This window comes from Solimonas marina, assembly GCF_012241385.1.
Lineage (GTDB): Bacteria > Pseudomonadota > Gammaproteobacteria > Nevskiales > Nevskiaceae > Solimonas > Solimonas marina.
In genome coordinates this window covers 1-14,853 of sequence record NZ_JAAVXB010000016.1, presented here as the reverse complement: position 1 = coordinate 14,853, position 14,853 = coordinate 1, and the positions used below count along the sequence as shown (strand labels likewise).

The 14,853-nt window shown below is 59.2% G+C and carries 15 protein-coding genes; 6 read left to right on the top strand and 9 right to left on the bottom strand.

Features of this window, described 5'->3' with window-relative positions; genetic code table 11:
- Positions 1-313 precede the first annotated feature (313 nt).
- The 3 genes from G7Y82_RS19550 to G7Y82_RS19540 all read left to right on the top strand — a co-directional run bounded on the left by G7Y82_RS19550 (position 314) and on the right by G7Y82_RS19540 (position 2,549).
- The gene (locus tag G7Y82_RS19550; RefSeq protein ID WP_168149823.1) at positions 314-562 is read left to right on the top strand and encodes a transposase; all 249 of its coding nucleotides are present in this window, start codon (positions 314-316) and stop codon (positions 560-562) included.
- Between the two features lie 87 nt (positions 563-649).
- Complete coding sequence (locus G7Y82_RS19545; protein WP_168149822.1) at positions 650-1,651, top strand: YqaJ viral recombinase family nuclease; 1,002 nt, start codon at positions 650-652, stop codon at positions 1,649-1,651.
- A gap of 31 nt (positions 1,652-1,682) precedes the next feature.
- On the top strand, positions 1,683-2,549 hold the full coding sequence (locus G7Y82_RS19540) for a recombination directionality factor (protein WP_168149821.1): 867 nt from the start codon (positions 1,683-1,685) through the stop codon (positions 2,547-2,549).
- A 133-nt stretch (positions 2,550-2,682) separates the two neighbouring features.
- On the opposite strand, the gene G7Y82_RS21975 is transcribed toward G7Y82_RS19540, so the two are convergent.
- A complete protein-coding gene (locus tag G7Y82_RS21975) occupies positions 2,683-2,889 on the bottom strand; it encodes a helix-turn-helix domain-containing protein (RefSeq protein WP_366515704.1) in 207 nt (68 codons plus the stop codon).
- Between the two features lie 342 nt (positions 2,890-3,231).
- Between G7Y82_RS21975 and G7Y82_RS19530 the strand changes: the two genes are divergently transcribed.
- Together G7Y82_RS19530 and G7Y82_RS19525 are read left to right on the top strand one after the other, a co-directional pair.
- On the top strand, positions 3,232-6,420 hold the full coding sequence (locus G7Y82_RS19530) for a chitobiase/beta-hexosaminidase C-terminal domain-containing protein (protein WP_168149819.1): 3,189 nt from the start codon (positions 3,232-3,234) through the stop codon (positions 6,418-6,420).
- A gap of 182 nt (positions 6,421-6,602) precedes the next feature.
- Positions 6,603-7,412, top strand: a complete 810-nt coding sequence (locus G7Y82_RS19525) for a lysozyme inhibitor LprI family protein (RefSeq protein WP_168149818.1) — start codon at positions 6,603-6,605, stop codon at positions 7,410-7,412.
- Between the two features lie 30 nt (positions 7,413-7,442).
- Here G7Y82_RS19525 and G7Y82_RS19520 read toward each other — a convergent pair whose 3' ends face one another.
- From G7Y82_RS19520 to G7Y82_RS19510, 3 genes are all read right to left on the bottom strand, one after another.
- Positions 7,443-8,081 (bottom strand): HNH endonuclease, encoded by a 639-nt coding sequence (locus tag G7Y82_RS19520; RefSeq protein WP_168149817.1) that lies wholly within the window; start codon positions 8,079-8,081, stop codon positions 7,443-7,445.
- Positions 8,082-8,155: 74 nt separating this feature from the next.
- Positions 8,156-8,404, bottom strand: coding sequence for a CPCC family cysteine-rich protein (locus G7Y82_RS21970; RefSeq protein WP_168149816.1), 249 nt, complete (start codon positions 8,402-8,404; stop codon positions 8,156-8,158).
- 104 nt (positions 8,405-8,508) lie between these two features.
- The gene (locus tag G7Y82_RS19510) at positions 8,509-8,838 is read right to left on the bottom strand and encodes a hypothetical protein (protein ID WP_168149815.1); all 330 of its coding nucleotides are present in this window, start codon (positions 8,836-8,838) and stop codon (positions 8,509-8,511) included.
- Between the two features lie 526 nt (positions 8,839-9,364).
- Between G7Y82_RS19510 and G7Y82_RS19505 the strand changes: the two genes are divergently transcribed.
- A complete protein-coding gene (locus G7Y82_RS19505; RefSeq protein WP_168149881.1) occupies positions 9,365-10,309 on the top strand; it encodes an IS5 family transposase in 945 nt (314 codons plus the stop codon).
- 185 nt (positions 10,310-10,494) lie between these two features.
- Here G7Y82_RS19505 and G7Y82_RS19500 read toward each other — a convergent pair whose 3' ends face one another.
- From G7Y82_RS19500 to G7Y82_RS19480, 5 genes are all read right to left on the bottom strand, one after another.
- Complete coding sequence (locus G7Y82_RS19500; protein WP_168149814.1) at positions 10,495-11,172, bottom strand: inovirus-type Gp2 protein; 678 nt, start codon at positions 11,170-11,172, stop codon at positions 10,495-10,497.
- Positions 11,173-11,691: 519 nt separating this feature from the next.
- Positions 11,692-13,290: a DUF3987 domain-containing protein gene (locus G7Y82_RS19495; protein ID WP_168149813.1), complete on the bottom strand. Its 1,599-nt coding sequence runs from the start codon at positions 13,288-13,290 to the stop codon at positions 11,692-11,694.
- The gene (locus G7Y82_RS19490) at positions 13,287-13,529 is read right to left on the bottom strand and encodes a helix-turn-helix transcriptional regulator (RefSeq protein WP_168149812.1); all 243 of its coding nucleotides are present in this window, start codon (positions 13,527-13,529) and stop codon (positions 13,287-13,289) included. Before G7Y82_RS19490 ends, G7Y82_RS19495 begins: the two co-directional genes overlap by 4 nt.
- Before the next feature lie 335 nt (positions 13,530-13,864).
- Complete coding sequence (locus G7Y82_RS19485; RefSeq protein ID WP_168149811.1) at positions 13,865-14,335, bottom strand: hypothetical protein; 471 nt, start codon at positions 14,333-14,335, stop codon at positions 13,865-13,867.
- A gap of 17 nt (positions 14,336-14,352) precedes the next feature.
- Positions 14,353-14,682, bottom strand: a complete 330-nt coding sequence (locus tag G7Y82_RS19480; protein ID WP_168149810.1) for a hypothetical protein — start codon at positions 14,680-14,682, stop codon at positions 14,353-14,355.
- Between the last annotated feature and the right edge of the window lie 171 nt (positions 14,683-14,853).

Sequence of the window (14,853 nt, the reverse complement as noted above, 5' to 3'; positions counted from 1 at the left end):
TCGTGCACCACTGGGCGCGCCGGTCTCGGACCGGTGCGCCATTTTCATGCTTCCTACTGCACCCGCGAATACCCAACCCTCGCCCCACCACTACCGGCCCGAGCGCTTCGGCCCGCATGCCCCCACTCACCGGAACGGGAAGTCCGGCGCAGTCCATCGTCGCACCGCATTTCAAGGAAGGCTTCAGCGGCGTCGAGTCGAGTGTCGCTGACGGGCTCGGTGGAGAGTTGAATGAGCCGTGGCAAGTCCGAGCGCACCTGGTGCTTCGGACACGGTCGGCAAGTGAAAAATAATTCGTCGAACGACTCATGGTGTGGAGAAAGCGTTCGCGACGAACGCCTTCATCGAATCCTACGACTCGGAATCATCGACCATGAAACCTTCCCGCTTCACCAACGAGCAAAAGACCAAGATTGTTCAACAGCTCAACGCCGGCACCCCACTGCTGACGCTCTGCTGTGAGAACAAGATTTCCGCCAGCACGATCTATATCTGGCGCAAGTTCCAGCGTCAGCAGCAGGCCGAGTTGGACCCACCCGCCACCGATCCGATGCGCCGCTGATTCGCGACTCGCGTTTCGTTTCTTTCCCATCACCACAGCCCGACAGCGCTTCTGCGCTGTCGGGCTTTTTTTGTTCTGGAGATCATCATGCCCTCTACCCCTCAGACCTCACGTTCACAGCCCCGCGCGGCACTGCGCTTGGTCAGCACCCTCAATCTCGCACGCGGCGATTGGCTCGACGTGCGCCGCAGCGGTATTGGCGGCTCGGACGCCGCCGCGGCCGTCGGGCTATCCCCCTACAAGAGCGCCCTCGAACTCTGGATGGAGAAGACCGGCCGCGATGCCGGACTCGAAAAGCCCGATCCGACCGATACCACCCATCCGACTTACTGGGGCTCGCTGCTCGAACCGGCGGTGTCGGTGGCATACATGCAGCGCACCGGCTGTCGGGTACGTCGTGTAAACGCGGTCCTGCAGCATCCCCAGCATGTCTTCATGCTGGCCAACCTCGATCGGGAGGTGGTCGGCAACCCCGACGTCCAGATTCTGGAGTGCAAGACGGCCGGCGAGTTCGGCGCCAGGCACTGGAAGGATGGGGTCCCCGAGTACGTCCAGCTACAGGTTCAGCATCAGCTGGCGGTGACCGGCAAGCGGGCCGCGGATGTGGCGGTACTGCTCTGCGGTCAGTCGCTGGAGATTCACCGAATTGAGCGCGACGACGAGCTCATCGATCGGCTCATCACCCTGGAGGCCCGGTTCTGGCGCTACGTCGAAACCGACACGCCGCCACCGGCAGACGGCTCGGAGTCGGCGGGACGAGCGCTGCGTTGCCTGTATCCAGACAGTGGACCCAGCGTCGATTTTTCCGACAACGCGGCGCTGTCCGAAACCTTCGCCGAGCTAGTTGCCGTGCGCGAACGCTTGGCCCTCGAAGAGGCCCACGCCGAAGCCCTGCGTCAGACCCTGCTGCAGGCGATGCGCGAGGCGGGCGAAGCGACCTTCAAAACCGGGCGCATCACTTACAAGCGCTGCCGCGACGGTCTCGTCGTGAACACCGATCGGCTATGCGCCGAGCACGCGGAGTTGGCGGCCCGGTACGCCCGGGTCAAGCCCGGAACACGGCGCTTTCGGGTCTACGACGAGCGCTGACTCTCTCTCATTTTTCTATAGGAGCATCACCATGCTGAAAGGTTTGGCCATTACGCCGCCGGTCATCGGGCGGATTTCGATCGGACGCGTCGTCGAGAGCAAGGGCCGGCGACTGCCGGAAAAAGACGATCAGTTCACGCTGACCACGCAGGTTCAGAACCGAGAGGGCTGGGTTTTGCATCCACTCGACGAGGCCTTGCGCAAGACGGCCGGCGCCAAGCTGCGTGCGATCCCGGTCCACGTGCCATTCAACGATCCCGATCTGAATCTGCGAGCGCAGTTCACGGCCTTCGATCGACAGACTGGACGGCCGCTGTGCGTCGGGGACGGCGAGACGTGTCGGCGCGTCACGGAAAACGGAATGCAGGACCTGCCTTGCCCGACGCCGGAGGCCTGTGCATTCGGGGGCGGGTACTGCAAGCCGTATGGGCGACTGAACGTCGTGATCGGCGATGAGGACGAGATCGGTACCTTCGTATTTCGCACGACCTCGTTCAATTCGATCCGCACGCTGACGGCGCGACTGCAGTATTACCAGGCCGCTTCCGGAAATGTGCTGGCATCGATGCCGCTGGAGCTGAAGCTGCGTGGCAAGTCGACGACCCAGAGCCATCGGGCGCCGATCTATTACGTCGATCTGGTCATCCGCGCGGGGCTAAGCCTGGAGGCGGCGGTGGCGCAGGCTCGGGAGCTGGACGGACGGCGAAATGCAGCCGGGTTCGATCAGCAAGCGCTCGACGAAGCGGCGCGCCGGGGCTTTGCCGGTGGCGCGTTCGAGGATTCCTCAGAAGAAGCTCTGGCAGTTGTCGAGGAGTTCTATCCGGGTGAGGCGCAGCAAGCGCCATCTGACGCGGAAGGCCCTACGGACCTGAAGGAGAAGCTGCGGGAAAGGATGTAGGGCTCAGTTCGTCCCAACAGAATGGCCCGGCTCACTCGTTCAGTGTGGCCGGGCCTCTTATTCGTTGCAGGCTTGTGGAGCCTCTGCGCTCTCGAAAATGGTCGCGAACCGCCACCAGAGCAAGCCAGCCAATCTAGTTTGCGCTTCCTCTGCCTAACTTCGGGTCGAGCAAGTCGACGGGGTCCGTCCCCAGCGCGACGGCGAACTGATCCACAACGTCAAGGGACGCTGTGATCGTGCCTGATTCGATTTGACTGACGTAGGACTGATCCCGGCCCAGCCGATGCCCGAGCTCTTCCTGCGTTAGGCCTTGCCGGGTTCGCTCCAAGCGAACATTCATTCCGAATATTTCCTTGAGAGCCTTGGGTTTGCGCTTTGTCGCCATGCGACAAGCGTCCGCTCCGGGCAAGGTCATGCACCATTGCCTGTGGATTATATTTAATAAGTTTGGCTAATATTCATCTACGAGAGCTGCCCTGATTTCGCAGCGCGGCCTGATACGCCTAGAGCCTCAGCGCCACTCGTGAAACCAGATCCAGGGGGATACATGAAGGCGTTTACCTGTGAGTGCAGGCAATTGGGGTGTGCGTGTGATCGATTCTTGGTCGCGGCGACAGAGCGAAGCGCTTCGATAGCTCGAACTTTCGCTGCGGTGTTCGCCTTAATCCTGATCCACGTCTCCGTGGCGTCAGCCCAGTCCGCTACTTTCACCCCGCTCTACACCTTCAGCGGCGGCCAGCACGGCGCGACTCCTCGCGAGCTGGTCGTCGGTAGCGACGGCAATTTCTACGGCACGACCACGGACGGTGGCGCGAGCGGCCAGGGCTCGGTCTTCAAGCTGACGCCCGCGGGCACCCTGACCACGCTGTACTCGTTCACGGGTGGTGCCGATGGCGCCAGCCCCTACGCGGGTCTGGTGCAAGGCAGCGACGGGACGTTCTACGGCACCACCGATCTCGGTGGCACCGGATACGGCACGGTCTTCAGCATCACCGCCAGCGGCGTTCTCACCACCTTGCACCGCTTCGCCAAAACCGCTGACGGTGCCTCTCCGGCATATGCGCGGCTACTACTGGCGCCGGACGGAATGCTCTATGGCACGACCAGCAGCGGCGGCGGTTCGCAAGGCACCGCATATGGCACGGCCTTCAAGCTCGCGGCTGACGGTACGTTCACCACCCTGCACACCTTCATCAATAACGGTGACGGGCAGCAACCGCTCTTCGGCTTGACGCTCGGGGCAGATGGCGCCTTTTACGGCACCACCAATGGCAACGGCACGACAGGAACAGCGTTTCGGATCACCTCCGACGGCACGTTCAAAACGCTTTATGCCTTCGGCACCGGCGATCCCTCGCCGAGCCGGCTGACGCTGGGCAGCGACGGCAAGCTGTACGGAGCCTCCGGCGGCGGCGCGGGCTATGGAGCGATTTTTAGCCTGCAGCCCGACGGCGTCACCGGGAGCAGCAATCCGGTCTTCAGCCGGCTGTATAGCTTCACTGGCGGGGCGGACGGCGCCTACCCTGGCGGCCTCAGCCTCGGCGACGATCCGCGCTTCTACGGCGTCACGAGCTCGGGCGGCAGTGGCTACGGCACTGTGTTCCGAGTGGCGGCTGACGGCACGCAGACCACCCTGTACACCTTCGACAGCAGCGTCGGCGACGGCAACAGCGAACGCTCGCCGCTGGTCCAGGGCAGCGACGGCGCCTTCTATGGATCGGCGTCTCAGGGTGGCGCCAACGGACTTGGCCTGATCTACAAGATCGTGCTGCCGGCGGCCGCGACGCCCAGCTTCGATCCGGTCGAGGGGACCTACGTCGGAACGCAGTCGGTGACGATCACTGACAGCACCGATGGTGCGAGCCTGTATTACACGACGGACGGCAGCGCGCCGACCACCGATTCGACGCAGGTCACAGGCCCGATCTCGATCAGCGAGACCACGACGCTCAAGGCCATCGCCGTGGCCAGTGGGTATTCGACCAGCGCCGTGGCTACTGCGAGTTATACGATCGAATCGCCGGCGGCGACGCCGACCTTCAGCCCGGCAGCCGGCACCTATACAAGCGCCCAGTCGGTCACGATCAGCGACAGAACCCCAGGCGCAACGATCCACTACACAGTCGACGGCAGCACGCCGACCGCGGCGTCCACGACGTACAGCGCGCCGATCACTGTAAGCCAGACCACGACCATCAAGGCCATGGCCGTCGCCAGCGGTTATGGAAACAGCGCGGTTGCCAGCGCCCAGTACACCATCACGCCACCGGCAGAGGCGCCGAGCTTCAGTCCAGCGGCAGGAACGTATACGACGACACAATCGGTAACGCTGAGCTCGCCGACCACCGGCGCCAAGATTCATTTCACGATTGACGGCAGCACGCCGACGGCCACGTCGCCGACGTATTCCGGACCGATCAGCGTGTCGGAGAGCAAGACGATCAAGGCGATCACGGTCGCCAGCGGTTATGCCGACAGTTCGGTCGCCACGGCCAAGTACACGATCACCCCACCCGCCGACACGCCGACGTTTTCGCCAGCGGGCGGAACGTATACCGCCACTCAAAGCGTGACCATCTCGGACAGCACCACCGGTGCCACGATCCACTTCACGACGGATGGCAGCCAACCGACGGCCAACTCCTCGACCTATACCGGCCCCATCTCGGTCACGAAGACCACAACACTGAAGGCCATCGCGGTGGCCAGCGGGCATTCGAGCAGCGCGGTCGCGACGGCGACGTACACCATCGAGACCCCGGCTGCGGCGCCGACCTTCAGCCCGGCCGCGGGAACCTACACCAGCACGCAATCGGTAACGATCAGCGACAGCACGGACGGCGCAACGATCCACTACAGCATCGACGGCAGCACGCCCACGAGCAGTTCGGCGACGTATACCGGCCCCATCACGGTGTCGAGCAGCGTGACGCTCAAGGCCATCGCCGTCGCCAGCGGACACACAGCGAGTGCGGTCGCGAGCGCGCCCTACACAATCACGGCGCCGGCCGCTACGCCGACCTTCTCACCGAGTGGCGGGACTTACACGAGCGCCCAGAGCGTCACGATCAGCAGCAGCACGTCCGGCGCGGTGATTCGGTACACGACCGACGGCAGTACGCCCAACGCGAACTCGGCCCAGTACGCAGGGCCGATCACGGTCTCGTCTTCGCTGACGCTGAAGGCCATCGCCACCGCATCCGGCTACAGCAGCAGTGCGATTGCCAGTGCGACCTATTCGATCACCCCACCCGCGGCGACGCCGAGCTTTAGTCCGGGGGCGGGGACGTACCAAGACGCGCAGTCGGTAACGATCAGCGACAGCACGCCGGGCGCGACGATCTACTACAGCGTCGATGGGAGCCAGCCAGGGACGGACTCGACGCCGTACAGTGGACCGATCGCAATCGCCTCGACACAAACCCTGAAGGCCGTTGCGGTGGCGCCGGGCTATGCCGCCAGTGCCGTCGCCAGCGCCCGATACGTCATTACACCGCCCGCGGCGGCGCCGACATTTTCACCGTCCGGCGGAACCTACACCGGCGCGCAAACGGTGACGATTGCCGACACGACGCCCGGCGCCTCGATTCATTTCACCGTGGACGGCAGCACGCCAACGACCGCCTCAGCGGTCTATAGCGCCCCGCTGTCCGTCGACAGCACGACCACGATCAAAGCCATCGCCACGGCGTCCGGGTACGCCAGCAGCCCTGTTTCTACCGCCAAGTACGTGATTTCGGCCCCCAGCGACGGCTCGGATGAATCCTCGGGTGGCGGCGGTGCGACGGATTCTTCGATGCTCGGTTTGATGGCATTGGCGGCAGCCCTGAGGCGGCGCAAGTCGCTGCGGGATCGAATCCAACAGCGCTAAACCCGCGACCTCAGGCACTTCAACCATGGCTCAGTTACTCGTGGCACTGATCGGCTGCTGCGTTTTCGTATGGGCGCTGGGGTTCTGGTGGGCACTTGGCCTTGCGGGCCTGTGGCTGCTGATCCAGCTCTCGAATAAACGCCCATGAGCTTCGATCGTCCCCATCACGGCAGGAGCATTTCTTGAAACTCCGAATTTTCGCGGTCATCTTCGGGCTATCCGTTATCGCGATGACCGACCCCGATATCCGCCAACTGCTCACTGAAAACTCAGAGGTGAATCAAGCAGCGCAGTGCATGGTGGTCGCGAACTACGTTGACTGGCCTGGGCTCAGAGAAGCGGCGGAGGATCGCTTCAACACGTTGTCGAAATCACGTGCCAAGGCATGCATTCGCGATAGCGGCAACGGTACCGAGTCCCAGGTCAAAAACAGGATCATCTCCTGCATTCAGCGCCCGTATCAGGAAGCCAACATCAAAGCGTTCCCGGATGGGGACTTCTACAATAAAAGTACGCTCAGGAAGTGGGCCAGCTCGGGCTACTGTCAGGCATTGGTGAAGTCTTATCGACTCAAGCAGGAGGCACTGGCGACCGACACGCCGGAAGCAGCATCGCCGTCCGCCAGCACTCAATCAGCATCTGAACCCGCGCCAGTGAGTGCACCTGCGGGTGAAGACGCACAAACGTCCGCGAGTGCTAGTGCAGCTGATGACGCTGCACGACCAGACGAGCCGTCCGCCGGCTTCTCACCCAGCTTTGACTGCAGCAAGGCTTCCTCGCCGCAGGAAGCGCTCATCTGCTCTCATCGGGACCTCGCTGAAGCAGACGTTACCTTGTCGCGGACATACAAAGCCGCGCTTCTCGCCTCGCAGAATAAAGCTGCCCTGAAAGACGACCAGCGCAACTGGATACACACCGTCCGCGACGTCTGCTCAACGGCAGAGTGCTTATCGCAGGCCTACCGCGCCCGTATCGACCAGCTCTCCCAGTAGCATCATGAAGAGGAGGCCGAAAGCTTGCGCCTACCCTCTCAGAAACCTCTCCAGACCATCCCAGGAGCCCCGGGACGCAGAGCGTTCTCGGGGATCAGAAACGCCCACTTCCTCTAGAGAATAGCCACCGCGGCCGAAGTTGCAGGCGGCGCATGCCAGGACGATGTTTTCGAGATCATTAGTTCCGCCCTTTGCATGTGGCACAACATGATCGTACTGAGCCCACATAGCCTGAAATGCCGAGTGCTGCTCTGCTTCTCTGCGCCCCCAACGTACTGTCGCCGGATACGTCCGCGCCATGCCTACACGAACCTCTGGCCGGATAACCGGCATACCGCAGAAGCGGCAGCTATATCCGTCTCGCTGATGGATTTTTAGCTTTTCTTCGGTCGTTGGCATGCGCGCCTTGACCCTGAGTTCCTTCGGCACGGCGAGCTGGCCATGCTTCAGCGGAGCAACCAGATGGGCTTCGCTTTTAGCCCAGATTGGCTTCAACCAGCTGTAAATTTCCGGCATGTCAGCAGCGCGGATCAGCTCCTCAGCAAGCCCACGCTTGCCTTGAAGATGCGCGGTAACGGCAGCGTCTAAGTATCGTGCCGCATCCAATATCTGCGGGACAGGTTCGCTGATGCAGGTGCGGAATTGGCTGACCAACAACCTCCCCACCATCTAACGCTCAGCCTCACCGGCCGCCCACGAGCGCAGCCAACAAGACGCTGTGTGGACGCAATGACTAGCCGTGGTCAAAGAAGTTCTTCTGCCGATGGAGGCCGGACAAATTGTTTACGCCGCTCGCTCGAAGCGCCGAACGCTTTGTAATTTTCGCGCGCCTGAGCCAGGCTGAGGCCTCCATTTGGACCTCCCCAGACTTCAGTTGCCTCGGCTTCGTCTTGTCCGTCATCTTCCCAGAAACATACGGGGCAGATCTCATAGGCCGCGCGCTCGATGAGCGTTTTGTAACCGCAACAAGGACAGCGTAGCGGCAAAGTCATGCCCCTCACTCTCAGTTATTCCGAAAACTCTACCCTATCGGGTTAACTGCCAGACGACGCACTGAATCTTTAGTTAAATTGCAGCACGATCAGCAACCAGCAGCCTAGGCGGTCTCGATCTGGCGCAGACCGTACCGCCAGGCTCGAAATGCACCCGCGAGCGCGTCCGCTTCGGTCGGGTACAAGCTCTCGGTATCACACCACTCTTGGCCGCCATCACCGCCCAGTCCGCAGAGCCACGCACCGTCGCTGACCTTCGCGGTCAGCAGCGGCACGGGAACCCCATCAACGTCATAGCGACGCCAATCAATCGTCGAGCCCACAGCAATATCCGTTTGCGTTCCCCGGTGAGGATAGTGCGCCGCCGGAAGAAAGGCGTCTGTGACGAAGTGCTCAATCGCGAACGGCCACAGGGCGCTGGGTTGGCGCCGCACGTCAGGCACGCCTCGACAGATCACGACGGCCGCTCTGGAACGAGGGGCCCAGTGGCATCGCCCGAGACCAGCACGGATTTACTGCCCATTGTCAGAACATACTGAATTTCGTTTCACGGGGGACTCCACACTCACGGGCGTGCCGGATTATCTAGTCGTGTTAGATAGCCAAGCCTCTTTCCACATCAGAGATAATCAAAAGCAACAGAGTGAGTTATGCGGTCTCTGGAAACCTGGCAATCCACCCGATGCCCGATATTAATATTTATATAATAGATCGCGAGCAATGCCCCTACCGCCAACCTTCTACCGAATTACCCTGTCGATGTAAATCTTCTCCACGTGAGCGCCGCACCCTGAGCCGGAACAAGATAAAAAATTTGACGCTCCGGCGGTTATCTAGAATAACGTATGAATATATCTTCCCTCCGTCGACGCGCATAGCCAATCGAACACCGAGACCTCTGCATAACCGCACGGAACTTGCTGTACGGATCGGGTGTAGACATGCGAGAGACTTGAAGCGATCCGGGCGTCGCTGAAGGGAATTTATCAGCGCGAGGTGTCGGGCGCCGGCGGGCCGGCGCCCTACGATCCCGTCTCGATGTTCCGGCTGATGCTGCTGGGGCAGTGGCATGGCCTGTCGGACGGCGAACTGGAGAAGGCGCTGGCGGTGCGGATCGATTTTCTGGTGTTCTGCGGGTTTGACGTGGGCGAGGCGCTGCCGGACGCGACGACGATCTGCCGGTTCCGCAATCGCCTGGCAGATCGGTGCCTGGACCAGAAGCTGCTGCGACAGGTGAACGGGCAGCTGGAGGCGCTGGGGCTGAAGGTAAAGGGCACGCGCGGCGCGATCATCGACGCCACGATCATCCAGAGCGCCGGGCGACCAAGGAACACGATCGACGCCACGAAGGACGGGATCATCGAGGATGTCAGTGCCTCGGCGGATCGAGAGGCGCGCTGGGTGAAGAAAGGAAACGAAGCCTTCTTCGGATATCGCGGCTTCATGGCGGTGGACACGGAAGACGGCTATGTCGAAGCGGTGCGTGGCACGCCAGCCAATGCGGCGGAAGTGACGAACCTCGAAGCCCTGCTGGATCGTCTGCCGGCGCAAGCCCACGATGCTGTCTTCGCCGACAAGGGTTATCACTCGAAAGCGAACCGGGCACTGCTCAAGGCGCGCGGTCTGCAGGATGGTATCCAGTACAAAGCAGCGCGCAACCGGCCGCTGCAAGCCTGGCACAAGCAGGTCAACGCGCTGATCGGCCTGATCCGCTACAAGGTCGAACGTGGCTTCGGGACGATGAAGCGCAAGTTCGGTCTGCATCGCGCGCGCTACTTCGGCCTGCGCAAGACTGAAGCGCAGATGACGTACGCGGCGATCAACCTGAACCTGCTCAAGGCGGCGAACAAGATTGTGCAGATGGTGCCAATACCGAGGCCGCTACCGCAGGGGCGGTGCGTCTGATGGACGGGAATCGAGCGAGGGCCGCTCGAGATCAGCCAATGAGGCCGGTTGCTCGGCATCTTGGTGATCCTGAAAAGCAGTGACGGCACCTTTTGAACAAACGGGCACCCAAGCGCGCCATTTATCAATGAGTTACGCAGAGGTCTCACACCAGTAGCGTCCACGCAAGAGAATCGTTTAATTAATCAAACAGGCAGTTGGCTCGTTCCAAAAAGTCGGCAGTGAGGATTATCACGAGACCCGACCATCTGATCGCTTTTGGCTAGATAACCCATGACTCTACTGAGCGATTCTCTTTTTTCTAAATCATTTCTGTCCACCTGCCCCGTTGCATTACCCCATGGAAGGCCGGCGTAATATTCTTTTCGAGCATTACTATTCCAATACGCTCCCCGGCCACGCGTTACCACATTCTCCCAATACTCACCAATCAATCGAGCGATATAAACATCCGCGCGGCAATCTCCAGAATAAAAAATCAATAAATGCAAGTGTAACCCGCCGCCAGCATCTCCCTCCTCGATTTTCCACACGTAGGCATTAATTCCCCTAAGTGTCTCATTTGATCGAAAGTTATTTAAAAACCTGTCACGATCCTTGCGCAAGCACTCCAACGTTACACCTGCAGAATATTCCGGTTTATAGCTAAGCGTCAGCACAAGGATCAAGTGCCGAGACCGCCAATCAAACATACTATTCTGCACATCCTCAACTCTCTTTAGATTCCTCTGGGACCTCCTCTGATTGGCTTTATTTTCTTTCTTACCCCTGAATGCCCATCCATCATCAACCTGCTCTTCGTCAAACATCTTCACCACCCCTTCGATAACCATTCCACTGGCAAAATAAATAACAGACTCCATGCTCCGTCAGTCCACATGCCCCCTCAATTTTAATTGAACCTTGAAAGCAGCTCCTTCATTTTCATAAGGGATCGTTTGACATCAGTTATTCACTACAGCCTCCCTCTCCTCCTGATAAGTTAGTTAATTAAATTAATTCCATAAGAAGCAATCGGCAGCCGCCTCGAATCACACGAGAAGTGCCCTCCAATAAAAAAAACTATCGAGAACGTGAGGCAAGTAATGCGCTCCATGTAATACGGAGATACGTCGCTTTTTTCGGACCAACATCCAATGAGCATCACCCGCCCCCCAGGGGCGGAGACGAGCTCAGGCGCGCCTACCACCCAAGCGGATCATCAGCGACAAGCCTGCCGAGCAGGCAGAAACGCGCTAATCGCGCTACCGATTAGCGCGATTAGCGTGGATTTCATAAGAGAGCATGTGCCGCCGAGGGCACGGCCGGCACGGCCCCAGGTCAACCCCGAGGCAAAGAAAAGCCCGGCCACCTTGCGGCGGCCGGGCCAAGAAAGGCCGGAACTATCGGGACAGGGAGGTATTAAACCGCTCCAAGTTCAAACGAATCCGTCGTTTATTGTCGGGCCCGTGATAGACGGACAAAATGCCTTCGTCCTGCATATGGGAGATCACATTGCGAAAGCGCTGATCGTTCCCACGAATTTTAGGCGAACTACACCGTTGCACGTACACATATTCGTAGTCAGACTGTCCCATTTCAATAAGGCGACGATTGAAATAGGCCCACATTACCTGGGCATCTAAAATCACCGCAGGCGTTGCGAACTCGCGCTTCCATTCGATAATAAAATGCCAACCGAGACAATAGGCGCTATCGAGGATTTCCAGACCAATCTTGCCTTCGCGCTGCGACATAATGTGAAGCAGCGCAGCAATACGCGTAATATTGTCCATTGCCCGAAGCGCCAAAAACGGCACGTCACTAAGGTATCCATTTTTCTGCGCAAGATACCGGAGCGAATTCGAATAATAAAACCAGCGATTGCGCGCCTCGTCGGTGAATTCAAGCACAACTCGATCTTGCCCCCACAGCTCTAGGAGTTGGCGCATTCGCTTATAAATAATGTCCCAAGCGGGATTTTTATGGCTCTTCTCCTCGAACTGAGGATTGAAGTCTTGCACCGGTTGCACCCGAAAAGCCAAAAGGCGCGGGAGAAAGCCGACGTCCAGCATGGCGTCGCCGTGCTTCTTCATATGGCGTTCCAGCGGACCAGACTGAATCATTAACGTGAGCGTTACGCGTGGATTGATAAAATCGACCGTTTCATTTTTATAATCAAACGAATCCGATTCCCCATCCCACATCTTGTTCAGCAGGCTAACGAGCTCCATAAAGTCGCGATCGAGAAGGAGCTTCCCCTCATCCGCAACCAAAGCGAGAGCCTGGTGATCCTCACTGAAGCTATCGGCAAGGGCGCGCTTGGAAACCCTGGACATAATAATGCCCTTCTGTCGACCCTTTTGGGGCTTGGCATACTCATGCGCAGCAATCTCCTTTTCAAGCTCATAGCGCGCATCGAGTGCGCCGGCATTTCCCGACCACATTTCGGACGTGATCTGGCTGAGAAGAGACTTTAACTTGCCTGCCCAGATATGCTGGGTGGCTTTTCTAGATGCCTCGAGGGCTTTGCGCTTTTCTTTATTGGAATCCCAGAATTCCCTGATCGGCTCATTGATCATACGAGCTACCGCGGACTTCTTATCTGCCGGTTCCGCGATGATCAAGGAATAAATAGTGGTCGGGCTCTTTACCCCTCGAGGATCAAGAACATCAAATAGGGGAGCGCACACCGTCGAAAAGGACGTCAGCATCGTGAGCAGCACCATAGTCGAATTCACGTCAAGCTCCGCCGCAACTTCTAAGACAGCCTTTCCCACCTCGGGTGGGCACTCATGAGCCGGCAGCGGGTAGCGCAGAGCTGGTCCCGAGAGCACGTGGAAATCGGCAATGGGAGCCTGCACGCCCATTGCCGGGATCGCGGGCGGCGCGACATGCTGAGTGACGTTATCCCACCCCTGATGGGGTGCGGTGAAATTGGAGCTCGGGTACTCCCTGAATGATGCCTGGTGGCTTGGCACCTCGCTGTCGTCGTTAATCATTGCGCACCCCCAATGACACGTTGAGCCGCTTTGCTCTCGATCCACGCCTCGAGTTCGTCCTCTTTCACCACGACTGCACGCCCACCCGGCGTCAACGAAAATGCCGTCGGATACGTTGGGTCGCTCTTGCGCAGCGCGTAGTAGGTCGAGCGCTTTAGGCCAAGACGCATCCACTGCTCACGGGGGCGCAGAAGAGCCCCGCCTGACGACTGGCGTTTTTTTGAATCAGAAGACTGCATTTGTTAACCCTCAATCACAGGCGCGCCGATCGTTTAATGGTGATCAGCACGCAAATGCCCGATGTGATTGCCCATCGAAGCTACGATGCGGGGTCAGCAAAGCGCGCAGTTATGCTGCGAAAGCTGACATGCTCGAGCTGTTTGGGAACGCTGCGGGGGGGGCTGCCAAAGCCTTGCAAGGCGCAAGTACGGTCGACTATAGATTGAACTACAAGTCGTTTGGCATATAGGGTGTCTTACATCTACAACTCATATCGGGCAGATCAGAGTTGCGTAGCAAAGCGTAGGGTTAGTAAGAGAATTAGCTTACTGAAGACAAAGCGCAGAGTCAACGACTAAACGAATTCGCCAGCATGCCCGCGCTCAAGTATCAGCGCCCGAATGGCCTCAGCCGCTGAGGCTGCCTTAACCAGGCCCAGGTGTGAAACCGACTTGCCAAGTACCTCAAGCGTTTCATCGTGGAAAGAAACGAGCCAATGCCTTACGCCGTGGAATGGGTTGTGTGCGCCCGGAAAGATGGCCGTGTTGCGCGCTGTGAGGTCACGAACTTGCGGTGAGCCCAAGACCTCATTGAACGCATAGAGTTGAAGCCCGACACCATAAAGTGGATGCCCAGCCAAAGCTTCATCATTTGGGTAGCCGAAAGTGTGCTGCAGCACGCCCTCAAACACTACAACGGAGTACTCATTTCTGTTCGGCGTCTCGTACGCGACGAAGAGCCGACTATCCGACCAATAGATGGCGGGCATCGGTGCGCCGATGGTCATCTGTGGAGCCGCCAACCACTCAACGACATTGGTCTTCATGCCGTCCAACGCCGCGGTTAACGCGCGGAGCCGCCAGAGGCGGGGCCGTCGCTTTGAACCGCCTGTTGGGCGGCGCTTTTGCGAGCAAGGTAGCGCTTGGCCCTGAACTCCTTGACCTGCTCGCTGCGCCCCATGACTTCTGCTGCTTTCTTTAAGAGATGCCAGAAGTGTGTATCGACATTTTGATGAGCTGCATCAGCAGCTAGAGTATCTAGCGCGAGTCCGAATTCGTTGTAGCCTATGTAGTCCATGCACTCAACGAATCCTGCTGAATCTTTGACTTGCAAAGCAGCTTCAGAAAGAAGCTTCTCTGTTATCGCCCACCGTTTTAGAAGACGCTCATTCATGTCGTGCCGCCCAACGCCGCGGTTCACTCGCGGCCCTGACGACGCGAAGCGGCGGCAGGAACGTCGAGTGGAACCGATGGTTGGGCGGCATGCAGGTACGGTCGGGACACATAGGTAACAGGATAGTCGCCAGACATGGGTAACAGTCTGACGATAACGGAGCGCTTTGAC